The organism is Kaistella rhinocerotis (assembly GCF_030243905.1).
GTDB lineage: Bacteria > Bacteroidota > Bacteroidia > Flavobacteriales > Weeksellaceae > Kaistella > Kaistella rhinocerotis.
In genome coordinates, this window is record NZ_JASSYY010000002.1 from 370,401 (window position 1) to 393,339 (window position 22,939).

At 42.9% G+C, this 22,939-nt stretch carries 22 protein-coding genes; 7 read left to right on the forward strand and 15 right to left on the reverse strand.

Features of this window, described 5'->3' with window-relative positions:
* Nucleotides 1–114 precede the first annotated feature (114 nt).
* Nucleotides 115–996: a cupin-like domain-containing protein gene (locus QEP06_RS06930; protein WP_285269643.1), complete on the forward strand. Its 882-nt coding sequence runs from the start codon at nt 115–117 to the stop codon at nt 994–996.
* A gap of 72 nt (nt 997–1,068) precedes the next feature.
* Here QEP06_RS06930 and QEP06_RS06935 read toward each other — a convergent pair whose 3' ends face one another.
* Nucleotides 1,069–2,781: a M14 family zinc carboxypeptidase gene (locus QEP06_RS06935; RefSeq protein ID WP_285269644.1), complete on the reverse strand. Its 1,713-nt coding sequence runs from the start codon at nt 2,779–2,781 to the stop codon at nt 1,069–1,071.
* Nucleotides 2,782–2,845: 64 nt separating this feature from the next.
* Between QEP06_RS06935 and QEP06_RS06940 the strand changes: the two genes are divergently transcribed.
* Nucleotides 2,846–3,298 (forward strand): hypothetical protein, encoded by a 453-nt coding sequence (locus QEP06_RS06940; protein ID WP_285269645.1) that lies wholly within the window; start codon nt 2,846–2,848, stop codon nt 3,296–3,298.
* 55 nt (nt 3,299–3,353) lie between these two features.
* Here QEP06_RS06940 and lepA read toward each other — a convergent pair whose 3' ends face one another.
* From lepA to QEP06_RS06960, 4 genes are all read right to left on the reverse strand, one after another.
* Nucleotides 3,354–5,150, reverse strand: coding sequence for a translation elongation factor 4 (lepA, locus tag QEP06_RS06945; RefSeq protein ID WP_285269646.1), 1,797 nt, complete (start codon nt 5,148–5,150; stop codon nt 3,354–3,356).
* 248 nt (nt 5,151–5,398) lie between these two features.
* The gene (locus QEP06_RS06950; RefSeq protein WP_285269647.1) at nt 5,399–5,902 is read right to left on the reverse strand and encodes a hypothetical protein; all 504 of its coding nucleotides are present in this window, start codon (nt 5,900–5,902) and stop codon (nt 5,399–5,401) included.
* Between the two features lie 13 nt (nt 5,903–5,915).
* Nucleotides 5,916–6,446 carry a hypothetical protein gene (locus QEP06_RS06955; RefSeq protein WP_285269648.1) on the reverse strand — a complete coding sequence of 177 codons (531 nt, stop codon included), beginning with the start codon at nt 6,444–6,446 and terminating at the stop codon, nt 5,916–5,918.
* Nucleotides 6,447–6,474: 28 nt separating this feature from the next.
* Nucleotides 6,475–7,032 carry an RNA polymerase sigma factor gene (locus QEP06_RS06960; protein ID WP_251832579.1) on the reverse strand — a complete coding sequence of 186 codons (558 nt, stop codon included), beginning with the start codon at nt 7,030–7,032 and terminating at the stop codon, nt 6,475–6,477.
* Nucleotides 7,033–7,140: 108 nt separating this feature from the next.
* On the opposite strand from QEP06_RS06960, the gene QEP06_RS06965 reads away from it, so the two are divergent.
* From QEP06_RS06965 to porW, 4 genes are all read left to right on the forward strand, one after another.
* Entirely contained in the window at nt 7,141–7,893 is a 753-nt protein-coding gene (locus QEP06_RS06965; protein WP_285269649.1) for a Rossmann-like and DUF2520 domain-containing protein, read from the forward strand.
* A complete protein-coding gene (locus tag QEP06_RS06970) occupies nt 7,883–8,401 on the forward strand; it encodes a KdsC family phosphatase (RefSeq protein ID WP_285269650.1) in 519 nt (172 codons plus the stop codon). The genes QEP06_RS06965 and QEP06_RS06970 overlap by 11 nt, the downstream gene beginning before the upstream one ends.
* A 13-nt stretch (nt 8,402–8,414) precedes the next feature.
* Complete coding sequence (locus tag QEP06_RS06975) at nt 8,415–8,975, forward strand: Maf family nucleotide pyrophosphatase (RefSeq protein WP_285269651.1); 561 nt, start codon at nt 8,415–8,417, stop codon at nt 8,973–8,975.
* Nucleotides 8,976–9,060: 85 nt separating this feature from the next.
* Nucleotides 9,061–11,586 (forward strand): type IX secretion system periplasmic lipoprotein PorW/SprE, encoded by a 2,526-nt coding sequence (porW, locus tag QEP06_RS06980; RefSeq protein ID WP_285269652.1) that lies wholly within the window; start codon nt 9,061–9,063, stop codon nt 11,584–11,586.
* 13 nt (nt 11,587–11,599) lie between these two features.
* On the opposite strand, the gene tsaB is transcribed toward porW, so the two are convergent.
* Genes tsaB through QEP06_RS07015 form a run of 7 tightly spaced genes read right to left on the reverse strand, consistent with a single transcriptional unit; the run spans nt 11,600 to nt 17,720 of the window.
* On the reverse strand, nt 11,600–12,280 hold the full coding sequence (gene tsaB, locus QEP06_RS06985) for a tRNA (adenosine(37)-N6)-threonylcarbamoyltransferase complex dimerization subunit type 1 TsaB (RefSeq protein WP_285269653.1): 681 nt from the start codon (nt 12,278–12,280) through the stop codon (nt 11,600–11,602).
* An 11-nt stretch (nt 12,281–12,291) separates the two neighbouring features.
* Nucleotides 12,292–13,050: an SDR family NAD(P)-dependent oxidoreductase gene (locus QEP06_RS06990; RefSeq protein ID WP_285269654.1), complete on the reverse strand. Its 759-nt coding sequence runs from the start codon at nt 13,048–13,050 to the stop codon at nt 12,292–12,294.
* A 15-nt stretch (nt 13,051–13,065) separates the two neighbouring features.
* Nucleotides 13,066–13,437, reverse strand: coding sequence for a YraN family protein (locus QEP06_RS06995; RefSeq protein WP_251832572.1), 372 nt, complete (start codon nt 13,435–13,437; stop codon nt 13,066–13,068).
* Nucleotides 13,438–13,456: 19 nt separating this feature from the next.
* The gene (locus QEP06_RS07000) at nt 13,457–14,386 is read right to left on the reverse strand and encodes a S66 peptidase family protein (RefSeq protein ID WP_285269655.1); all 930 of its coding nucleotides are present in this window, start codon (nt 14,384–14,386) and stop codon (nt 13,457–13,459) included.
* Nucleotides 14,386–15,066 carry a LysE family translocator gene (locus tag QEP06_RS07005; protein WP_285269656.1) on the reverse strand — a complete coding sequence of 227 codons (681 nt, stop codon included), beginning with the start codon at nt 15,064–15,066 and terminating at the stop codon, nt 14,386–14,388. Before QEP06_RS07005 ends, QEP06_RS07000 begins: the two co-directional genes overlap by 1 nt.
* 47 nt (nt 15,067–15,113) lie before the next feature.
* Complete coding sequence (gene rnr, locus QEP06_RS07010; RefSeq protein ID WP_285269657.1) at nt 15,114–17,270, reverse strand: ribonuclease R; 2,157 nt, start codon at nt 17,268–17,270, stop codon at nt 15,114–15,116.
* A gap of 21 nt (nt 17,271–17,291) precedes the next feature.
* Nucleotides 17,292–17,720, reverse strand: a complete 429-nt coding sequence (locus QEP06_RS07015) for an RpiB/LacA/LacB family sugar-phosphate isomerase (RefSeq protein WP_285269658.1) — start codon at nt 17,718–17,720, stop codon at nt 17,292–17,294.
* A 690-nt stretch (nt 17,721–18,410) separates the two neighbouring features.
* Between QEP06_RS07015 and QEP06_RS07020 the strand changes: the two genes are divergently transcribed.
* A complete protein-coding gene (locus QEP06_RS07020; RefSeq protein ID WP_285269659.1) occupies nt 18,411–19,601 on the forward strand; it encodes a phosphoglycerate kinase in 1,191 nt (396 codons plus the stop codon).
* 114 nt (nt 19,602–19,715) lie between these two features.
* On the opposite strand, the gene QEP06_RS07025 is transcribed toward QEP06_RS07020, so the two are convergent.
* The 3 genes from QEP06_RS07025 to ybeY are packed head-to-tail and all read right to left on the reverse strand — an operon-like array spanning nt 19,716 to nt 22,935.
* On the reverse strand, nt 19,716–20,549 hold the full coding sequence (locus tag QEP06_RS07025) for a class I SAM-dependent methyltransferase (RefSeq protein WP_285269660.1): 834 nt from the start codon (nt 20,547–20,549) through the stop codon (nt 19,716–19,718).
* 46 nt (nt 20,550–20,595) lie between these two features.
* Nucleotides 20,596–22,458, reverse strand: a complete 1,863-nt coding sequence (gene mnmG / locus QEP06_RS07030) for a tRNA uridine-5-carboxymethylaminomethyl(34) synthesis enzyme MnmG (RefSeq protein WP_251832565.1) — start codon at nt 22,456–22,458, stop codon at nt 20,596–20,598.
* 57 nt (nt 22,459–22,515) lie between these two features.
* On the reverse strand, nt 22,516–22,935 hold the full coding sequence (gene ybeY / locus QEP06_RS07035; protein ID WP_251832564.1) for an rRNA maturation RNase YbeY: 420 nt from the start codon (nt 22,933–22,935) through the stop codon (nt 22,516–22,518).
* Nucleotides 22,936–22,939: the final 4 nt, after the last annotated feature.

Genomic DNA, 22,939 nt, shown 5'->3' on the forward strand with positions numbered 1-22,939 from the left:
TAGTAAAGGTGCGGCATCAATTGTTACAATCCGGCTTATGCGTGCGGGATCTGCACGTGAAATTTAGACTCGAAGGAATGTTTTTTATTAAATTTGTTTAAGCAAAATAAAATTATGGGACTTCATTTAACTCCGATTGATGTGGTAGAGGACATTTCGCAGGAAGACTTCCGCGACAAGTACCTAAAGCCACGCAAACCTGTGGTCATCCGCAACATGGCGAAAAACTGGCCGGCATACCAAAAATGGACTTTGGAGTACATGAAGGAGGTTGTGGGTGATGTGGAAGTTCCACTCTACGATTCCTCAAAAGCTGATCCGGCTGCACCCATCAATTCGGCAGCGGCAAAAATGAAATTCGGCGATTATGTTGATCTCATACAGCGCGAACCCACGGATTTGCGCATTTTTCTGTTCGATCCGATAAAATCTGCACCCAAACTACTGGAAGATTATCTGGCACCAAAAGAGCTGATGGGCGGCTTTCTGGACAAATATCCTAATATGTTTTTCGGCGGGAAAGGTTCGGAGACATTCCTGCATTATGACATCGATATGGCGCATATCTTCCACACGCATTTTAACGGACGCAAACATATCCTGCTGTTCGATTACAAATGGAAAGAGCGTCTATACCGAATTCCGTATGCTACTTATGCGCTGGAAGATTACAATATTTCGGATCCCGATTTTGAAAAGTTTCCCGCGCTTGAAGGCGTAGAAGGCGTAGAATGTTTCCTCGAGCACGGTGACACACTCTTCATGCCGACCGGCTGGTGGCACTGGATGAAGTATCTGGACGGCAGTTTCTCTATTTCCCTCCGTGCTTGGGACAAATCTTTTGCAGTGAAAGCGCATTCTTTATGGAATCTTACGGTACAGCGGAATTTCGATAATTTCATGAAGGCGAGATTCAAAAAACGTTATATGGACTGGAAAGAGAAAATTGCCGTGGAAAGAGCAGAATATGCACTGAGAAAAGGATTGCCAAGATAATAATCTGCCATTTAAAATAAATAACCCTTCCGGTTCTTGTGGACTGAATGGGTTTTTTGGTTTTGGAAAGTATTATAAAATTCGGAAAATCGGATATAAACCGACTGTTCCCTCATAATACGGTGAGTTTCGGTAGAGCCATTCCAATTGCCTGTCGCCGTCCTTCGCAAAAGCCGGATCAGCGGTTTTTTGCAGTTCGAAAGCGGTCTTCAAAGCGGTATTGGTCCGTAATAGTTCGGCCGCTGTATCCTCAAAAACATAATCTGAATAATATTCTTTCTGGCCTAAAATAGAATCAAAGAAATTCCAGTTGAAGAACGAATCCGTAGCTTCGGGTTCCAGGGTTTCGAGCAGATATTTAACTCCCGGCTGAGTGGTATGAATAAGGAAATCGCCTTTCGTCAGGCTAACGCTTTTAGTTTCGGGTCTTACGGTAGTTTCATAATGCAGATAGTGGCCTTCGTACGGATTTTTTACTGTCTTGAAGTCCACAATCTGATACCTTTCTACCGTTGCTGCGGAATCACGCCCGAGTTCTTTCATTTGAATCCGGTTTCGCTTTAGGTGTTCCAGGACTTTTCGCTCTGATTTTGGTACCACGTAATATTTGGGGATTGTAATGTCTTTAGTTGATCTATAGCTGTCAAAGAACTTCACTTTGCGGCTGAAAGGTTTAGTGCGGTCATAGTAAAGCCGCGGTTTTCCAGAGACTTCGCTAGGTTTTTTGCCGGCTTCATACCCTTTGAAATCAAGAAGCTGAAACTGAGCACTATCGAGTTTCCATTGGATTGAGTACTTGTTTCCTGGTTTTAATTCAACCAAACTTGAAGACATCAACTGTTGAATTTCTGCGGTGTTTTTCGCAACATAATTAATCGAAGCTAACATATAGTCATAAGTCGCACGAACACGTTCAGGATACGGCTTCAGCATGTGCGTTTCGGCCACAGTTCCGAGCGTATTGAACAAGGTTGTATAGCCGGTCGCATAGCGTGGCGAATCCATAAATGCGGGAAAACCATCATCTGGAGAATCACCGTGGATATTTACGTAAGGTGTTGACAGTACGCTGTTTTTTTCGATGTTTTGCAGGATTTCCGGCTGCATTTTCTGATTGAAATAATCGCCCAGTTTCTTGCCTAAACGCTCTTTGTTCGTCGAAATATAGGTAAATAAATACTGGTAATCAGCACCATTGCTAACATGATTGTCGATGAAGTAAACCGGCTTGTAATGATGGAAAATCTGTTGGAAAGCTTTAGCGTTTTCGGTATCGTTTTTAATGAAATCACGGTTCAGATCGAAGTTTCGCGCGTTGCCACGGAAACCGTATTCTTCCGGTCCGTTCTGGTTGGCACGACTATACTTTCCGCGGCGTAGCATCCCCGATATATTGTAAGCCTGCACAGCAGCAATCTGTAATTCTCCTGATGAAATTTTACCGGTAGCCAAGTCTCTCATCAACATCATAGTCGCGTCGATTCCGTCGGGTTCTCCGGGGTGGATCCCGTTGTTGATAAGGATTGAAGGTGTGTTTTTCTTTTTATTTGGATTAAAGACCACCACCTTTATCGGCTCGCCATTATCATCCTGACCGAAATCCTGAATTGAAACGGTCTTGAATTTTTTATCGAGCTGTTCATAATATTTCAGCATTTCCTTATACGTAACGGTTTGGTTGCCGTTGCCTTTCTCATAAGAAGTCTGAAACGTTTGCTGGGCTGAAACTGCAATAATTGAAGTATATGCAAATGACAGTAATAGTAGCAACCTGTTAAAAATCATATTAATATTATTAAATATTGTTAATAAATTGTTAATTTCACATCCTTAATTTCAAACAAACTATATGAAAAAAATCGCTTTATTAGCGTCAGGACTTAGTCTTGCGTCTTGTGCTACCATTATAAGTGGTACCAATGAAAAAATCGCTTTCACATCTGAGCCTTCAGGCGCCAAAGTGCTATACAAAGGTCAGGAAAAATGTACTACACCATGCGTTGCCACATTCAATAAATCCCTTTCTGCGGTAAATGTTGAATACAGACACTCAGACTTCCCTGCTAAAAATGTTGATCTGAACCGTAGTTTCAATGGTGTTACAGTTCTGAATGTACTTTTGGGCGGCATCATCGGTATCGGAATAGACGTTGCTACCGGTTCTGTGATGAATTATACTGACAATTCCTATTTTGTAAATTTCAATGATGATTCTGTAGCAGCTAAAAAGGTAAAAAAAGAAGAAGTAAATGCCACCGGAACAGCCGTGCCAGCGGCCGGGTCTGTCGCTACTAAACTTTAACTGCAAACGCTTAAAAAATTAAACCTCGGGATTAATATCGCGAGGTTTTTTTTGTTTAATCATTCAGTTTCAATACTGCCATGAACGCTGATTGTGGCACTTCTACCCTGCCGATCTGCTTCATCTTTTTCTTTCCTTCTTTCTGCTTCTCGAGGAGTTTACGCTTACGCGAAATATCGCCACCATAACATTTCGCGGTAACGTCTTTTCTTAAAGCTTTAATCGTTTCCCGCGCGATAACTTTCGTGCCCAAAGCCGCCTGTACTGCAATGTCAAACTGCTGACGCGGGATAAGTTCACGCAGCTTCTCACACATTCTTTTACCAATATAATATGCATTGCTCTCGTGAATAAGCGAGGAAAGCGCATCTACCATGTCGCCATTGATCAGGATGTCCATCTTCACCAGTTTGGAAGCACGGAAACCGATCGGATGGTAATCGAATGAGGCATATCCTTTTGAAATTGATTTCAGGCGGTCATAAAAGTCGAACACAACTTCCGCCAAAGGCATGTTGAAGACCATTTCTACACGGTCGGCAGTGAGATAATTCTGAGTTACAATTTCGCCGCGCTTTTCAATGCAGAGGGTCATCACCGGACCTACGAAATCGGATTTCGTGATGATCGAAGCCTTGATGAATGGTTCTTCTACCCGATCCATCGTGGTGGGATCCATCATTTCGGACGGGTTGTTGATAAGGATCGCGGTTTCAGGCTCACGTTTCGAGTAGCCGTGGTAAGAAACGTTCGGTACAGTGGTGATGACGTTCATATCGAACTCACGGTCAAGCCTTTCCTGCACGATTTCCATGTGCAGCATGCCGAGGAAACCACAACGGAAGCCGAAACCAAGTGCGGCCGAAGATTCCGGTTCGAAAACAAGTGATGCGTCATTCAGACGAAGTTTCTCGAGTGAAAAACGAAGTTCCTCAAAATCCTCAGATTCGATCGGATAAATGCCCGCGAAAACCATTGGTTTTACTTCTTCAAATCCTTCGATGGGGCTTGGCGCGCCATTCTCAAAACTCGTAATGGTATCTCCTACCTTTACTTCACGCGCATCTTTGATGCCGGAAATGATGTAACCTACGTCGCCGGTCTTTATTTCGGTTTTTGGAGCCTGTTTCAGTTTCAATGTACCTACCTCATCGGCTTCGTACATCTTTTCTGTTGCCATAAATTTGATACGCTGACCTTTTTTGATGCTGCCATTCACCACTTTGAAATAAGCCTCAATGCCGCGGAACGGATTGTACACCGAGTCAAAAACCAAAGCCTGTAGCGGGGCATCAGGATCGCCCTGTGGGGCAGGAATCCGCTTTACGATCTGTTCTAAAAGATCATGAACGCCTTCGCCGGTCTTGCCTGAAACGCGAAGTACGTCTTCATAATCACATCCGATAAGGTTCATGATCTCATCCGTTACTTCCTCAGGGTTTGCCGAAGGAAGATCGATTTTATTAAGAATCGGTATAATCGTAAGGTCATTTTCAAGCGCAAGATAAAGATTGCTTATCGTCTGTGCCTGAATGCTTTGCGCGGCATCCACAATGAGAAGCGCACCTTCACAAGCCGCGATGGAGCGCGACACTTCGTAAGAGAAATCTACGTGTCCCGGTGTATCGATAAGGTTCAGTATATATTTTTCGCCATCGAGTTCGTAATCCATCTGGATCGCGTGGGATTTGATGGTGATTCCGCGTTCTTTCTCGAGGTCCATATCATCTAGGGTCTGAGACTGAAGTTCGCGCTGCGTTACGGTGCCGGTATATTCGAGCAGACGGTCAGCGAGCGTGGACTTTCCATGGTCTATATGTGCGATGATGCAGAAGTTTCGTATGTTTTTCATTTAAAATAGGAGAATAGTGCGCAAATTTAGTGTTTTTTTGCTGGAATTTGTTGATTAATTGCGGTGTACCGCGATAGGGATAGAAACGGAAACCCCGCAGGCGCGGACGCCAGTCTGCGCCGAGGAGTTGCAGTGGATAGCCCGGCCGCCAGCGCGGGAAAATGCTGCTGCAAGCGGATCGCCATAAAAAAGAACGACCTCTGCAAAATAAATTGTAGAGGTCGCTCAAACATTAAAAAAATAAACTATTATGGTCGCCTGCGCTGCGGGCTCTGTTGCCCGTCTTTTTTGTCTAATATTTTTGTCCGCATCTTGCCTTCTGTCTGGAACATCTGCAGTACCTGCTGTGGCTTGATGACTTTCATGAATTTTTCTGCGTATTGCCTGCGGTTGTCTAAAAGCTGCTGGCCGATCTCGAAACTTTCATTTACCTGTTTCCGGGCTTCATCATCAGTCATCTTATCATAATCTTCGGCCGGTTTAAACTTGCTTTTTATGGCATTCTGCTTTTCCTGATATTCTGAATAGAGGTTCTTGAACTCTGCCTGATCATCTTGCGGAACCTCCAGTTCTGAGATCATCATATTCTCGCGAAACTGCTTCAGGAGCATCATTCGCTGCTCAGGCTTCATCTGTTGGATGAGTTCTTTGCGCTGCTCGGGCCTCATTGTTTTCCAGTCATATCTCAGTTCCTGTGCGCTGCCCAATGTTACGATGGCTATGGCTGCGAGTGTTAATAACCTCTTTTTCATTTCTGTTTTCATTTTAATAATACAAATCGAGATATACATCCTGCTCTGCATTTTTCCCCAGATCTGCGAGTTCTGCCATTGAAATGTTGGCTAAAATCTGGTCTACCTGAACTTCCGGGCTTACCGCGGTGCTTTTCGCCACTTCAATCTTTTCGCTTTTCTGTTTCGCGGCTATCATTGTCGGAGCCGGTACATCTTTTTGATTATCTGTTTCCACTGAAGTTAAATCTTCTTCAAATGTTTGGTAAGCAAGGGTTGCTTCCGGTACGGTTTCTTCAATAATAGGTGCAGATGGCGGCGGTGATACTTGCTGTTCGTTTTGCACTATCTGTGGTTCTGCCTCATGCTGGTTCATCATGAAGGTCACTCCAAATATTGTAGCAACCGCTGCTGCCGCTGCATAAGCCCAGTTGAGACTTATTACTTTCGCCTGGGGAGCAGGCGCCGCTTCACGCAATACATTGGCCTGCATATCCGCAAAGAAATTGTCGGGTGTCCGGTAAATGTTCTTACGCTCCAGTTTTTCTATATCAAAATCTTTCATTTTCTACTTCTGTTCTGAGATTTCCGCTTTACGGATTCTCGTTGTAATTCTGTTTTATAAAATCTTCTACCTTCTGCTTTGCATAGTGATAGTTTGTCTTAAGTGTGCCGACAGACATATCCAATATCTTCGATAATTCCTCATATGGCAGGTCATCATAATACCTCATCGTAAAAACCAATTTCTGCTTTTCGGGCAGTGAGTGTATGGCTTTCTGAAGAAGGATCTGAATGTCTTCCGCATCAGGAGCCGCATTGTCGGCTACCATGTTCTGCAGGTGATAATCGGGATCTTCATCGGTTTTCTGCATCCTTTTCAGTTTGTTAAGCTGCTGCAGCGACTCGTTTGTGGCGATGCGATAGAGCCAGGTGTAAAGCTGACTGTCTTGCTTGAACTGATGGAAATTCTGATAAGCTTTGATGAAGGTGTCCTGCAGCACATCCTGTGCGAGATTGTGATCTACAATGATACGCCGGATATGCCAATACAACCTGCTCTGATACGCATCCATCATCAGGCGAACGCCCTTTTCCCGGGACTTTTCGCTCGACATCAGCCTGATAATTTCTTCCTCCTTTATCTTCATTGAGATGCGTTCGGTGTTTTGATGTGGTTTAGAAGTGAAAGTTAAAGATAGTCTTTCAATTTTTAGTCCAAACCAAATGGATTATATTTGTTAGATATTAAAAGATTAATGAAGATCGTAATTCTCGGTTCCGGAAATGTAGCATTTCATCTGGCTAAAGCCCTTCATCAAAATCAGATTCCCGTTGCGCAGGTTTTCGGCAGAAATGAAGAAGCGCTCGCGCAGATTTCCGTTCTTTTTAATGTTCCTTTCTCTACTGAAAACATCGGCGACGCTGATCTGTACCTGATTGCGGTGAACGACGATTCTATATCAGATATTTCGACAAAAATAACTAAAAAAGACTGCATTGTGGCGCACACTTCAGGTTCCTTACCGATTGATGTATTGACTGGAAGTTACCGAAAAGCAAGTTTTTATCCGCTTCAGACCTTTTCAAAATCAAAATCTTTGAATTATTCTGAAATTCCGTTTTTTGTGGAATGTGAAAATGCGGACGACCAGAAAACACTTGAAAATTTAGCACATAAAATATCGGAAAAAGTGATGTCTTCCGATTTCGAAAAGCGAAAATACATCCATCTCACCGCAGTTTTTTCCTGCAATTTCGTAAATCATCTTTTTGCACGTGCCAGAGAGATTTCAGACGCGCAGAATATTCCGTTCGACTATTTTCTGCCTTTAATAGAAGAAACGACTTCAAAAATTCGGGAATTGGAGCCAAAAGCCGCACAAACCGGCCCCGCAGTGCGGAACGACACACGTATTCTTGAGATTCATGAAAGCCTGATTACAAATCCTGAACAATTGCAGATTTACCGCACGATGAACGCATCTATAAAAAAAATGTATGAGTTATAAATCAAAATTAAAAAATATAAAAGCGTTCGTATTCGACGTTGACGGCGTTTTCACAGACGGACGTGTCTACCTGATGCCAGACAACAGCATGTGCCGCGCGATGAACGTCCTCGATGGATATGCCGTGGTGAAAGCCATTAAATACAATTATAAGATTTGTGTGATCACCGGTGGCGATGACCCCGCTGTGAGAAACCGTATCAACTATCTTGGAATTACGGATTACTATGCGAAAATCTCAGACAAGTTTGAGAAATACGAGGAATTCAGGCTGAAATACGGTCTTGAAAATGAGGAAATCCTTACGATGGGCGACGACTTACCGGATCTGAAAATAATGCAACCATCCGCAATAGCGACCTGCCCTGAAAATGCGGTACCGGAAGTGAAGGCAGTTTCAGACTACATTTCGCCGGTTTCTGGTGGTAAAGGTGCGGTACGCGATGTGATCGAGCAGGTGATGAAAATCCAGGGAAACTGGCATCTTGATAATACCAAAAGCGTCTAACCCGGAATTTCCTATGAAAATATTATTAGCAAGCAATTCGCCGCGGAGAAGAGAGTTACTGCAAAATCTTGGCTATGATTTCGACGTTGTAAGTGTAGAATGTCTTGAAGTCTTTCCGGATCAGATGCCTGCCAAAGAGGTTGCGGAGTATCTTTCTGTCTTAAAATCGGATGCCTACAACTTGCTTGAAAAGGATGAAATCCTGATCACCGCCGATACTACAGTAGTTCTTGGCGAAGAAATATTGGGAAAACCAGCGGATGAAGAGGACGCGAGATTGATGCTAAAAAAACTTTCCGACAAAACGCATCAGGTTTACACGGGCATTACCATCCGAAGCATCGATAAAATAATTAGTGCGACTGATGTTGCAGATGTGGATTTTGACATTTTAAATGATGATGAAATAAATTATTACATCAAAAATTTTAAGCCCTACGACAAGGCCGGCAGCTATGGTGTACAGGAATGGCTTGGGATGGCAAAGATCAGGCAGATTCGCGGGAGTTTTTATACCGTGATGGGTCTGCCTACGCATTTGGTTTACCGGTTACTAAAGGAATTTGAGAAATAAACTCAAACCCAAAAAATCAGTATTTTTACCATAATTAATTTAGGTTATCATAATAAACTGAAGAATTGAAAGTTATATGCACATAATGAAAAAATCTATATTTTTCCTGGTGATATGTTTGTTTTTTGTCTCGTGTTCTACACAGAAAAAATCAGCTGGGTCACCTTTCATGAAAGGCTTTTACGCATACTACAATACGCTTTTCAACAGCAAGGATGCACTGGAGACCGAACTTCGGTCACGTGACAAAGCGCATGTCGACAATTTCTATGCGCCTTACATACAGTTGCTGACCTACGATGAACAGCCCATGGGGGCAGACCTGCAGGGCAGCGATATGTTTTCCGATGATAACGCACCTGGTGCTTTCAATGGTCCTGGCGTTCCGGGCTCACCGGGCGCTCCCGGAATGGCGACAAACAACCGTATTGCCGGAAGTGGTGCGTCGGTTCTGCAGATCTCGGAAGCAAAAGCCCTGAAAGCTATTGCGAATTATTCGGTAATGAAAAGCGGCGAGGAAAAGAATAAGAAAATCTTCGATGCGAATATTCTGCTCGCGCAGTCGCGGATTTATCAGAACAAACCGCTTGAGGCGCTTGACGGTCTCAATTATATATTCGCCAACATGAGAAACGACAAACGTCTTCCCTTGGCCAGGATTTATCAGGGTTTAGCGTATTCTAAAATGGGCGATTATTACCGTGCTGAAGAAGCTTTTGCTGATCTGAAACAAAGCAGCAAACTCAAGAAGGACCATAAAAAACTACTCAGTCTTTATTATTCCGAAATGTTGCTGATGGCGGGTAAAAAAGAGAATGCGGTGAGTGAACTGGAAGATGCCTATGCGATAAACAAAAACCGTAAACTTCGGAGCCGAATTGCTTTCCTGCGAGGCCAGATTTTGGCGTCTTTAGGCAAAAATGAGGATGCGCGCGAGAGTTTTGTCTCTGCATACAAAAATGCAAATGATTTTGAATTTGAAGTGAAATCTCAGATTGAAATCGCAAAAACTTATAACGGCAAAAACGATGATTACGAAGGTGCACGCGAATACCTCGAAAAAATCAGCAAAAAGGGGACTTATGCGTCCCGAAAAAATGAGTTTTACTACGGTTTAGGTTTAATGGCTAGCCGCGCGGGTAAAAAAGAGGAAGCAAAAGCATTTTTTGCGCAGTCTTTAAAGGAAAAGATGTCTGATCCACAGATTCGCGGACTCAATTATTATGAGATCGGCAGGGGCTTTTTTGAAGACAGCGATTATCTGGCGGCGGGCGCTTATTATGATTCCGCACTCACTGTGATGACTTATCAACCTTCGAAAATTCTGCTTCAGCAGCAGTCTGAAAACATTAAGCAGGTATCTGCGAACTATTATTTAATTAAGAAAAATGATAGTATCCTCGCGCTTGTCAATATGCCGGAGCAGGAGCGTATTGCTTATTTCAATAAATACATCGACGGCATAAAAGCCAAAGAAGCACAAGAAGAACTGCAGCGCAAACGTGATGAACGCAGCAAAGGTTTTGATGGTGGAGATTACTCTGCGAATTCCATTTTTGCCGGCAACACCGGCGGTTTTCAGGATTTTGGTGACAATAAAGGCGGATTCTATTTCGCCAACCAAAGTACCGTGGCAAGAGGTGAAGCGAGCTTCAGACAGCTTTGGGGCAACCGCTCTTTAAGTGACAACTGGCGGACCTCAGCGCGCGGCAGCAGCATCGAAGATTTGAGAAATGAAGCGATGGGTCTTGCCACAGCTCCGGACCCCAGAAGACTCGAAACTGCATTCTACATTGAAAAAATTCCGGTGAACCGGGAAGAAATATTAACGCTGAAAAAAGCACGTGACACAGCGACGCTGGGCTTGGGAAGAATGTACGAAACCTATTTTTCTGATACACCTTTAGCCACAAAAACGCTCTACACACTGGTGGATACAAACCCGGAAGAGGAAACAAAACTGCAGGCGCTTTACAGTATTTTCGCATTCAATTATGAGAAAAATCCGGCAGCGGCCGAACGTGCCAAGCAAATGATCCTCGCGGAATTTCCTTACACTTCCTATGCTGAATTCGTGAAAAACCCGCGCGATAATACGTTCACAAAATCTTCTGAAGAAGTTGAAAAACTTTATTCAACAGCCTTTGAACTTTACAGCGATGATAAATTCGAAGACAGCCAAAAGACGATTGCGGACGCTTTGGAGAGATATCCCAAAGATGCGTTGGTGCCTAAATTTGCTTTGTTAAATGCTTTCAATTCAGGCAAAACGGCAGGGAAAGAAATTATGATCCTGCAACTTGAGCAGATCGCACTGAATTATGCCAAGACCGCGGAAGGTGAAAAAGCACGCGAGATGCTGAATTATCTGAAAAGTGAGCTGAGTATAGAAATGACCGACGAAAGCGGGAATGTAACCAATCCTGCACAACCCGTGAACGCTGCACCTGTAGAAGATGCACGTACACGGCCGCAGGCACCGGCCCGGCCCGATGCTTCAACGCGCATAAGACAGAACGAAACGCGGACACCACGCCCGCGCCGAAACGGAAACTCGTCGCCACAGATGAACAACACAGCTGTCCCGCCGCAAGAAGCTGTTATCAGATAAAGAAAAACCGAAGTTAATCTTCGGTTTTTTTCTTTTTCACGCCCTGAAATTCTTTAAGGTAGAAGGGTTCAAAATAGGCGACGTCTTCAAACTGCTGCACATTGAATTTTTGCACTGCACTTTTAATCAAATACTTTGCGGATGGATAAACAGAAGCATTATAAACCGCATCAGGTAAATTCAAGATTTCCTGTGCTTTTGCAGCGCCGTCACCTACAAAAATCACTTTATTATGTGAATAGTCTGCAAATGAGTCGCCGTCCAGAATCTTTGCTTCGGTTTGGGTGACAGGTTCACCCGTTTTACCGTCAAAAACTGCGGTATAAACCTCCATTCGGCGTGCATCTATCATCGGTATGATAAAATCTGAATTTTGGTCTAAAAAAGGCTCTATCATAGTCTCCAATGAATTGATGGCAATCAAAGGAATATTTAAACCAAAACAGAAACCTTTAGCAGCCGAAACACCGATCCTCAAACCTGTGTAAGAGCCAGGTCCCATACCAACCGAGACGGCATCAAGGTCTTTCAATTCAATCTCAGCGCCCTCAAGCGCCCATTTTACAAAGGTGTGGAGATTTTCCGACTGTTTATAGTTTTCGCTGGTCTCTTCGCACAGACAAAGCAGTTTTTCACCATCTGAAATAGCAACAGAACAGTTTTTTGACGAAGTTTCAATGTGCAGGATTTTCATTGAATAAAAATTTAGTTTTCTAAAGATTTATAAACAGTTCGCGGCTCACTTTGGGCACTTGGGTAAATGGTAAGGTCTGAAATGGCCACGTGTGAAGGTGCATTGACACAATATGAAATAGCATCGGCGATATCTTTCGCTTCAAGCGCTTTGTATCCGGTGTAAACGGATTTTGCACGGTCTTCGTCGCCCTTAAACCTTACTTTAGAAAAATCCGTTTCTACAAGTCCGGGTTGGATGTTGGTGACTTTAATTCCAAATTCTGTAAGTTCAAGCCTTAAACCTTCCGAAATAACGTCCACCGCACGTTTGGAAGCGCAATACACCACACCGTTGACATAAGTTTGTCGTGCAGCAACCGAAGAAATATTCACGATATGACCCGATTTCCGCTGCTTCATTCCGGGAATGATCAGTTTCGAAACGTAGAGAATGCCTTTGACGTTACCGTCCATCATCGCATCCCAATCCTCAATGGATCCGTTTTCCACCGTATCCAGGCCGTGCGCATTGCCGGCATTATTGACGAGGACATCGATGTTCTTCCACTCACCAGGTAAAGAATTCAGCGCGGTCTCAATCTGGTTGAATTCCCGCTGGTCAAAAACTAAACTAATAACTTCGGTTTGTTTTGAAAGTTCGTCTTTCAACTTGTCTAAAACTGCACTTCTGCGGCCACACACAATGAGCCGGAAACCCTGTGTTGCAAAGAGTTCTGCAGTAGCTTTTCCGATTCCAGAGGTAGCGCCGGTGATCAAGGCTGTTTTCATTTAAATTTTAATTTTTTAATTAGCATCAAAGCTTTGAAATGCATCTTCAATATGTTCAAGCTGTAAAACACCGTCACTATCGGGCAAAACCGTTATGATATCAAATCTGACCTCGGTGTTTAAATTATTTTCCTGCATGAAAAAATCGGCACACAGCACGATGGACTTTATTTTTTTCTTCGTTACCGCTTCCTGGGGTTCTATTACGGTGTTATAACTTCGTGCTTTCACTTCCACAACCACCGTAAGGCCGTTAAATGCTGCGATGATATCAATTTCAGCTTTCTGGTACCGAAAGTTTCTGGCGAGGATATTATAATGCTTTTTCTGCAGGTATTCGGTAGCCACATTTTCCGCCAAAGTTCCGAAATCATTATGCTCAGCCATCGTATTTAAGATTTAATGCTCAAAATTCAAGTGTGCATTCATCGCCCACGTTCATCTGCACATTTGCGCCGATAATGAGCGGGCGGTTGTCAAAAATATGCCCGTTGGGAAAACCAAACATCACCGGAAAATCGTAATTTGAAATACGTTCAGCAATAAGCTGATAGGCAAATGTATCAAAACTGCTGTTGTATTCGGGGTTTTTAGCCTCGTCTTCCATGAGTGTCATTCCACCCAGGATCAGTCCGCTGATGTGCTTAAAGACGCCTGACAGCTCGAGTGCCATCAGCATCCTGTCAAGCGCATAAAATTTTTCGCCGATTTCTTCAATAAAAAGCACCGCATCTTTGAAAACGAAAGAGTAGGGCGTAGCGAGAAGCGCGTAGATAAGGGCCAGATTTCCGCCAATCATATGTCCGGAAGCAGCACCATTTCGATTCAGGCTATGACGATTTACTGCATATATCGGCACGCTGCCTTGCATTATATTTAAAGTCAGACCATAACCTTCTGTGCAGACTCCAAAATCAGCAGTTTTCAGTGTTTGCCCGTGAATACTGGCAAAACCATGTCGGTAAAGATAACTTTGAATTACCGTATTATCGGAGTAGCCGACAAACCATTTTGGAGATTTTTTAAAACCTTCAAGATTAATTCCGGGAACCAAATGCTGGCAACCGTAACCGCCACGTGAAGTCCAGACCGCAGAAATTTCGGGATCATTCAGCGCCCAGTTCAGGTCTGAAAGTCTCGCCTCTTCTGTACCTGAGTAAGAATATCCATGCACATGAGAACCATATAGATGTTTGCCCAACACGGCTTCGTAACCATTTGATTCTAAAATTGCCAGACCTTTTTCAAGCTGTTCCGGCAATACCGAGCCGGCGGGCGAAATGACCGCAATCTTATCGCCTTTTTTAAGGCTTGGGGGAAAAATCTTACTTTGCATCAGCGATGGATTTTCTTCTCTGTCCGTTCGGCTTCTTCGAGTTTTTTATCGAATTGATTAAACTTCTTGAAACTTTGCATAAATATAAATACACTGAATATCAGCAATATAAAACCAACTACATTCCTGATCCGCGTTGCGAGTATATCCGTGAGTTTATAATGAAACTGCTTGGCGAGATATATTTTAATAAAATCGATGAACAAATAAGTTGCAACTACAAGTGCCATATAAAGCAGAAATTCATCCAGATCCGGATAAGCATTGCGCACAGAAATTACGGTCACCAGCCAGAAAAGTACTACGCCGATATTCAAAATATTAAAGAAAAAACCATTAAGAAAAGTCCTGAAATAATTTTGACTGATGAGCTTTTCTTCACCCGGTAGATGCATTTTTGTCTTCGAAACCATCATGTAAATGGCGTAAACCAGAATAATTAGCGCAGTAATCCTATAAAATCCCGGATGTTTATCGATAAGTTGCACCAAATCACCACTTGCGAAAAAGGCTGCTGCGATGCAGAGAATATCCGCAGCTATGACACCCAAATCCAATGCAATAGCGTGGCGCGGACCACGACAAAAACTGGTTTCGATAAGTAGAAAAAAAATCGGGCCGATGAATACCAGACTTAGCATGATGCCCAGTCCCACGGCCGATAAAATAAGTTCTATCATAAGTTAATTATGCTGCAGAACTGAGTCTAAAAATGCCTCAGATCCTGCTAATCATTAATGATCTTGAAATCAAGCTGTTTCTGGATAAGGTTTGCCTTCATCACCCTGATTCGTACTTGGTCGCCAAGCTGGTATTGGTTTCCTGTTCTGGCACCCTGTACGAGGTGATTTTTGGAGTCGTAGGAATAAGAATCGTCCATCAGATCGCGCAGTTTGATGAGTCCTTCAGCACCGTTTTCAGGAATCTGCACCCAGAAGCCAAAGTCTGCCACACCCGAAATCACACCCTGGAAATCCTGTCCAACATGCTTTTCCATAAATTTCACCTGCATGAACTTGATAGAATCGCGCTCTGCATCAGCAGCCAGGCGTTCCATCGCACTGCAATGTTTACTTTTTTCCTCATAATCATTCTTATTCGGAGATTTTCCGCCATCTAGGTAATGCTGCAAGAGCCTGTGCGCAATAAGATCGGGATATCGGCGAATCGGGGATGTGAAATGCGAATAGTAATCGAAGCCAAGACCGTAATGACCGATCGGATTGGTAGAGTAGACCGCTTTACTCATCGATCTCATCGCGAGGGTCTCGATCATATTCTCCTCGCCTTTACCTTTCACATCGTGTAAGAGCTGGTTGAGCGAATCCGCAACTTTCTTGGAATTTGCAAGGTCCATTTTATAACCAAAGGTAGAGACGAAATCCCGCAAAGCCTCAAGTTTTGTAGGATCGGGATCATCGTGAATCCTGTAAATAAATGTATTTCCGGTTGGTTCACCCCGTCTGTTAAGTGATATGAATTCAGAAACTTTGCGGTTGGCAAGCAGCATAAATTCTTCAATAAGATGATTTGAATCTTTGCTTACTTTAAAATAAACCCCGATTGGTTCGCTGTTTTCATCAAGATTAAAGCGTACTTCACTGCGATCAAAAGTAATGGCACCGTTCCGGATGCGTTCTCTTCTCAGAATTTTCGCGAGTCTGTCCAGCGTAAGAATTTCCTCCGACAGGTCACCTTCGCCGCTCTCAATTCTTTCCTGCGCTTCTTCGTAAGAAAAACGACGGTCTGAATGAATTACCGTACGGCCAAACCACTGATTGACCAAATCTGCATTCTCATCCATTTCAAAAACGGCTGAAAATGTAAATTTATCCTCATTCGGGCGAAGTGAACAAACGTCATTACTCAAAACTTCTGGAAGCATAGGTACCACACGGTCAACCAGATAGACTGAAGTTGCGCGGTCATAAGCTTCATCATCTAGCAGGGTTCCGGGGCGCACATAATGTGACACATCTGCGATGTGAACACCGATTTCGTAATTCCCGTTGTCAAGTTTTTGGATAGAAAGTGCATCATCAAAATCCTTCGCATCCTTTGGATCGATTGTGAAGGTGCAGATATCGCGCATGTCACGGCGCTTTGCTACCTCAGAATCATTAATGGAACGGTCAATCTTCTCTGCTTCGTTTTCCACATCCTCCGGGAAAGAGTAGGGAAGTCCGTATTCTGCGAGGATAGAGTGGATCTCAGTTTCGTGCTCACCCGGAGCGCCTAATACTTTAACGATCTCACCTTCCGGATTTTTCTCGCCGGCGCGCCACTCAACCATCTTCACGACCACTTTGTCGCCGTCTGAGGCACCGCCAATTTTTCCTTTTGGTACAAAAATATCCGTATTGATCGTCTTTTTGTCGCATACAACGAAGCCAAAATCCTTATGATTGATTAGTTGAAAAGTTCCGACAAACTCCTCACGGTTTCTTTTAAGCACCTCGAGTACCGAGCCTTCAAGTTTTTTTCCTTTAAAATGGTAAGTTACTACCAGTACTTCATCGCCCTGCAGCGCATCTTTCACGTTTTTTGAGTGGATGAAGATGTCATCTTCAAGTTCCGGAACATTTACGTAAGCGTTGCCTGCCTGATTGAAGTCTATAATTCCGGTTACGGTACCTTCAATATTGAGATTAAGGATGTATTTTCCTTTTTCTGATTCTTTTATCTGCTGCTCTGCCAGCAATTTGTGCAAAGCTTGGATAACAAGCTCACGCTGGCGCGGGTTCCGGTAGTCTATTCCGTCAGCAATCTGCTTATAGTTATAGACTTTGCCGGACTGGCGGTTCATAAAACGGAGTATGAGCCTGCCTATTTCCTGCAGTTTATGGTTGTTTTTATGAGAAACAAATTTGCTTTTTTTAGCCATAGTTTAATTTTAAATTGTTGATTAGCACGGGATCTTGTTGACCCTCAGCTGATGTCTTCCACCTTCAAAAGGGGTAGCTAGAAATTTCTCGATGATCTCTATCGCCAGTTCGGCAGCGATGAAACGTGCGGGAATCGCGATCATATTTGCATCGTTATGTTTCCGCGCTAGTTCTGCAAGTTCGGGCATCCAGCATAGCGCACAACGGACGTTCCGGTGTTTGTTTGCAGCTATTTGCACGCCGTTTCCGCTTCCGCAGATTAAAATTCCGAGTTCGTTGCTTCCATTCTCGACGGAATCTGCGCTTGGGTGCACGAAATCGGGATAGTCTACAGAATCTTCGGAATTTGTGCCGAAATCTTCAAATTCAACGCGGCCGCTGAAGTGTTGTTTGATGATTTCCTTATAACGGTAGCCGGCGTGATCTGCGGCAATGCTAATCTTTTTCATTCGTTTATCTTCTGAATTCTTACAAATTTAAGATTTAATAAATAAAAAAGTGCGGTAAAACCGCCTCTGTGTATTATATCTATGTTTTGTAATTTGCATTAAACCGCGTGAGCGATGGAAGCGGCTACCCCGCAGGCACGCCCGGTGAGGGCGCGCCGAGGAGTAGTAGCGGACAGCGCGGCCCGGCGCCGGCAAAAGCGGCTGTGGGGACACGCCCTACATGATTGGGGAATAAATGCTAATTGCATCTTAAAAAATGTTAATAAGTGTTTAAAAGAATCTCTTTGCGAATCCATTTTTATTTCCTAATGCACAAAAAATGTGATGACGCCGAAAATCTTTACGGGAAAGTTCGCGTGAGTTTGACCGGTGGTTTTCCATAGTGATGAACTGAACAAAACACTTGACGGAAAGATATCAACAAATGAGGATAAGTATATTAATTACCTGATTAACAGCATGCTTAAAATGTGAATAAATGCGGTACTAAAACCGATCCCATGTGGTGAAATAAATACGGAAATATTATCCCCAAAACCGTGTGCTACAACAACACCTGTCATTTATTTTTATTAATTAAAAAAGAATTTGTTGGGAAAGTAGGAGAGTGGGGTCTTGTGGAAATTCGGTTTGAAAATAGTTTCCGTTGCGGCGAATAAATGTTAAATTTGTGATATCCAAAAAACGAATATGAAGACAATCAACGATTATAATTTTAAAGATAAAAAGGCACTGGTTCGCGTGGATTTCAACGTTCCGCAAAGTGCCGACCTGAAGGTGACGGATAACACGAGAATTGAGGCGGTGAAGCCCACGATCGATAAGATCCTGGCGGACGGTGGTTCTGTGATTCTGATGACGCATCTCGGCAGGCCGAAAGGGAAGGTGTCTGAAGAGTTTTCACTTAAAAATATAGTTGATGAGATCAGTTCGGTTTTGGGACACGAAGTAAAATTTTGCCCCGACTGCATCGGAGACGATGCCACAAACATGACCGGGAGCCAAAAGCCAGGTGAGATTTTGCTGCTGGAAAACCTCAGATTCTATAATGAGGAGGAAGCCGGCGACGTGGATTTTGCAGAGAAACTTTCAAAATATGCAGATGCGTATGTGAATGATGCTTTCGGTACAGCGCACAGAGAACATGCATCAACAGCTGTAATTGCGCAGTTTTTTCCAGAAACTAAATTCTTCGGTTTATTAATGGCGAAAGAGCTTGAAGCCGTGGAGAAAGTGCTCGGCAAAGGCGAAAAACCTGTTACTGCAATACTTGGAGGCAGCAAAGTATCAACAAAAATTACAATTATAGAAAATATTCTTCCGGCTATTGATAACCTAATCATTGGTGGTGGCATGGCCTTCACATTTATCCGTGCGTTGGGTGGAAACATCGGAGATTCCCTGCTTGAGGAAGATAAAATGAGCCTTGCACTTGAAATTTTAGGTAAAGCTGAAGCGATGAACGTGAAAGTTTACTTACCGACGGACTCAATAATTGCTGATGAGTTCAGTAATGAGGCGCAGCGCAATGAAGTTGATATTTATGATATTCCGGACGGTTGGATGGGTATGGACGTTGGACCCAGAACCCGGGATCTATATCATGATGTCCTGATGAATTCGCGTACGATATTGTGGAATGGGCCAATTGGTGTTTTTGAAATGCCAAATTTTGCTGCCGGAACTGTTGCATTAGGTGACAGTATTGCGAAAGCGACAAGTTTGGGTGCGTTCTCGCTTGTAGGCGGCGGCGACAGTGTAGCATTTGTGAAACAGTTTGGCTATGATGATAAGGTGAGCTATGTTTCTACCGGAGGTGGGGCGATGCTTGAAAGTTTGGAAGGAAAAGAGCTTCCCGGCGTGAAAGCGATAAATTCATAAATAACGAATTAAACTAAAAAAGCCTGAAAATTATTTTTCAGGTTTTTTTTGTTTGTAAGGTTTGTTCAGTAAAATTTTGGCTATCATAGCAGAAAATCGACTCGCAGAAACCTATCAAAAATCGATTTTCTCATTTTTTCTGATCACATATATCAGGCTGGAAAATTCGCCCGTTTTTATGGCTTTAAAATTAGAAATAGCTCCGTAAATGAAGCCTGAAAGCCAAAAAATTGGATTTTTCTTATATTTTTCGCTTAGCATTGAAATGTAGAACGCATCGAAGAGGAGGGGTCGCGTATATTTCAAATTCCATTTTTTATTTTTCATGAGACGCTGCATCCCCGATTTTGAAAAATGGTAGATATGTCGTGGAACATCATAAGCGGCCCAATACTCGCGATATTTTTTAGCATCGTAAGAAGTGTGGTTTGGTACTGCGATAACGAGTAATCCGTTCGGCTTAAGTTTTTGCGCTATCAGATTCAAAATTTCGTCCTGATTCGGGATATGCTCAAGTACGTGCCACATTGTGACAGCATCCAGCGATTCATTCTCCAATTGCGCAATATTGTCAATTATTGTGGTTGACGAGAATTTTTTAGCTGCGAAATTACGTGCATCGGCATTAGGTTCATAGCCGAATGTGGTGAAATCAGATTCAATGAATTTTAAAAATTCTCCTGCGCCACAGCCATAATCTAATACTTTAGCCTTGTTAAACAGCTCCTTTGCAAGCAGATTTCTTTTGAAATTAAGATTCAGTTGTTGAACCTTTTTATAAATGAATTCTTTAATGCCACCTTTATCCTGATGGTGAGAAATATATTCCTGCGACTCATAATATTTTTCAAGGTCAGCAGGAATAGGATTTGTTTTAAGAATACCGGGTGTATCGGTAGGTTCTATGTCGAAATATTCCTGTGCGAGGAAATGGTCTTTAACTTTCATTAAATCTTTATGAAATCGGTTAATGTTTCACGTGAAACATTTGGCTTTACTTATTTAAATATATCAGCAGCACATTCATATCTGATGGAGATACACCACTAATTCTGCTTGCCTGCGCAATTGTTTTTGGCCGAATTTTATTCAGTTTCTGACGGGATTCTGACGATAGTGAATTGATTTTTGAATAATCGAAATCTTCAGGGATGCGAATGGTCTCAAGTTTCAGCATCTTTGCCACGCTCTCACGTTCTTTGTCGATGTAGCCGCGGTATTTTATATTAATCTCTGCCTGTTCACGAACTTCGTCAGTATATTGAGATGTGTGCTCTCCTAAATCGTCGATTTTGTCGAGCATTTTCAGCGTCATATTTGGACGGGTGAGTATCTGGGCAGCACGATATGCCTGATCAACCGGCGCTGAATCTATCTCCTGTAAAATAGGATTAATTATAGCAGGTTTTAGTGAGGTTTCTTTCAACAAATTTTCGAGCTCGGTGCTTTTAGCAATTTTTTCTTCAACTTTTTGAAGTCGTTCCTGTGAAGCTAGACCAATATTAAATCCTTTTTCTGTAAGCCTAATATCCGCATTATCCTGGCGGAGTAATAATCGATATTCAGCTCTCGAAGTGAACATTCGATAGGGTTCTTCGGTACCTTTGGTAATCAGGTCGTCAATCAGAACGCCGATGTATGCTTCATCTCGATTCAATACGAAGTCCTCCTTTCCATGCACTTTGTTGTGTGCATTGATGCCTGCCATCAAACCTTGTCCAGCAGCTTCTTCATAACCTGTAGTACCGTTTATTTGACCCGCAAAGTACAGGTTATCAATAAGTTTCGTTTCTAAGGTATGATGGAGTTGGGTAGGAGGGAAGTAGTCGTATTCTATTGCGTAACCTGGACGGAAGACTTTCACATTCTCAAATCCAGGAATGTGGCGCATCGCCTTAATCTGGACATCTTCAGGCAACGAAGAAGAAAATCCATTCACGTAAATTTCGACTGTCCGCCAACCTTCGGGTTCTACAAATAATTGATGCCGTGTTCGCTCAGCAAAACGGTTTACCTTGTCTTCTATACTCGGACAGTATCGCGGTCCGATACTTTGGATGGTGCCATTAAACATCGGGCTTCGATCAAAACCTTCTCGTAAGATCTCGTGTACAGTTTCATTGGTGTACACAATGTGACAGCTTAGTTGTTTTGTAAGCGGCGGCGTATCCGTAAATGAGAATTTTTGGGGGTTTTCGTCACCTTTCTGCTCTTCCATTTTCGAATAATCAAGGCTTCGGCCATCTACTCTTGGAGGTGTACCGGTTTTCATCCGGCCTGATTCGAAACCTAGTGAAACCAATTGTTCGGTGATGCCAAATGCGCGTGGTTCGCCCATTCTGCCACCTCCCAGTTGTTTGTCACCAACGTGAATAAGTCCGTTCAGAAATGTTCCGTTGGTCAGTACTACTGCATTTGCGCGGATATTTATACCGAGTGAAGTTACGACGCCACAAACTTTATTGTTTTCAATTATAAGGCTTTTCACCATATCCTGAAAAAAATCAAGATTTGGGGTATTTTCGAGTGCGATTCGCCATTCTTCAGCAAATAACATGCGGTCATTCTGGGTTCTTGGTGACCACATTGCAGGACCTTTAGATAAGTTGAGCATCTTGAACTGAATTGCAGACTTGTCTGCAACTATCCCGGAATAGCCTCCCAGAGCGTCTATTTCACGCACTATTTGCCCTTTAGCGATTCCACCCATAGCAGGATTGCAGGACATTTGACCGATGGTCTGCATGTTCATCGTGATGAGCAAGGTTTTTGAGCCCATATTAGCAGCCGCAGCCGCAGCTTCACTGCCGGCGTGACCTGCACCGACCACAATAACATCGTATATCTGAGATATCATCTTTAAAATTTAGTGTGATGTTTCACGTGAAACATTTAAAATATAATCTTTAAAATTTCAGAAATTTTGGTAAAATAGATTGATATAATGATCTTCCTTTTGCGTCATCAAATCCTGTTCATGATCAAGTTTATCACTATAGCCACAAAGATGCAGAACACCGTGGGCTAAGACCCTTAGCAGCTCACTTTCAAAGTTTGTTTGATGATCATGAGCATTTTCTAAAATTCGGGGCAAAGATACGAAAATATCACCGCTGATGATTTTACCCTTCACGTAGTCGAAAGTGATGATATCAGTATAATAGTCATGCGAAAGATACCGCTGATTAATCTTTAGTAGATATTCATCACTACAGAATATGTAGGTGATTGGCCCGAGCTTTTTTCCTTCACAAATAATTAAATTCTCTAGCCATTCCTCCGCATTAGCCGGTAGCTCAATTTGGTCTACATCTTCAAATATAAATTCAATCATAATA

Excerpts from the sequence above, each read along its gene's own strand:
- tsaB (WP_285269653.1), bottom strand. The coding sequence starts at position 12,280 with ATGAAAATCCTGCACATTGAAACTTCGTCAAAAAACTGTTCTGTTGCT.
- QEP06_RS07025 (WP_285269660.1), bottom strand. The coding sequence starts at position 20,549 with ATGAAAGTTAAAGACCATTTCCTCGCACAGGAATATTTCGACATAGAA.
- QEP06_RS06995 (WP_251832572.1), bottom strand. The coding sequence starts at position 13,437 with ATGGCTGAGCATAATGATTTCGGAACTTTGGCGGAAAATGTGGCTACC.
- QEP06_RS06950 (WP_285269647.1), bottom strand. The coding sequence starts at position 5,902 with ATGAAAAAGAGGTTATTAACACTCGCAGCCATAGCCATCGTAACATTG.
- QEP06_RS06965 (WP_285269649.1), top strand. The coding sequence starts at position 7,141 with ATGAAGATCGTAATTCTCGGTTCCGGAAATGTAGCATTTCATCTGGCT.
- QEP06_RS06940 (WP_285269645.1), top strand. The coding sequence starts at position 2,846 with ATGAAAAAAATCGCTTTATTAGCGTCAGGACTTAGTCTTGCGTCTTGT.
- QEP06_RS07000 (WP_285269655.1), bottom strand. The coding sequence starts at position 14,386 with ATGCAAAGTAAGATTTTTCCCCCAAGCCTTAAAAAAGGCGATAAGATT.
- QEP06_RS07020 (WP_285269659.1), top strand. The coding sequence starts at position 18,411 with ATGAAGACAATCAACGATTATAATTTTAAAGATAAAAAGGCACTGGTT.
- QEP06_RS07005 (WP_285269656.1), bottom strand. The coding sequence starts at position 15,066 with ATGATAGAACTTATTTTATCGGCCGTGGGACTGGGCATCATGCTAAGT.
- QEP06_RS06960 (WP_251832579.1), bottom strand. The coding sequence starts at position 7,032 with ATGAAGATAAAGGAGGAAGAAATTATCAGGCTGATGTCGAGCGAAAAG.
- QEP06_RS07015 (WP_285269658.1), bottom strand. The coding sequence starts at position 17,720 with ATGAAAAAGATTAGCATTGCCGCAGATCACGCCGGCTACCGTTATAAG.
- QEP06_RS06970 (WP_285269650.1), top strand. The coding sequence starts at position 7,883 with ATGAGTTATAAATCAAAATTAAAAAATATAAAAGCGTTCGTATTCGAC.
- ybeY (WP_251832564.1), bottom strand. The coding sequence starts at position 22,935 with ATGATTGAATTTATATTTGAAGATGTAGACCAAATTGAGCTACCGGCT.
- QEP06_RS06975 (WP_285269651.1), top strand. The coding sequence starts at position 8,415 with ATGAAAATATTATTAGCAAGCAATTCGCCGCGGAGAAGAGAGTTACTG.
- QEP06_RS06990 (WP_285269654.1), bottom strand. The coding sequence starts at position 13,050 with ATGAAAACAGCCTTGATCACCGGCGCTACCTCTGGAATCGGAAAAGCT.
- QEP06_RS06930 (WP_285269643.1), top strand. The coding sequence starts at position 115 with ATGGGACTTCATTTAACTCCGATTGATGTGGTAGAGGACATTTCGCAG.
- QEP06_RS06955 (WP_285269648.1), bottom strand. The coding sequence starts at position 6,446 with ATGAAAGATTTTGATATAGAAAAACTGGAGCGTAAGAACATTTACCGG.
- rnr (WP_285269657.1), bottom strand. The coding sequence starts at position 17,270 with ATGGCTAAAAAAAGCAAATTTGTTTCTCATAAAAACAACCATAAACTG.
- porW (WP_285269652.1), top strand. The coding sequence starts at position 9,061 with ATGAAAAAATCTATATTTTTCCTGGTGATATGTTTGTTTTTTGTCTCG.
- QEP06_RS06935 (WP_285269644.1), bottom strand. The coding sequence starts at position 2,781 with ATGATTTTTAACAGGTTGCTACTATTACTGTCATTTGCATATACTTCA.
- lepA (WP_285269646.1), bottom strand. The coding sequence starts at position 5,150 with ATGAAAAACATACGAAACTTCTGCATCATCGCACATATAGACCATGGA.
- mnmG (WP_251832565.1), bottom strand. The coding sequence starts at position 22,458 with ATGATATCTCAGATATACGATGTTATTGTGGTCGGTGCAGGTCACGCC.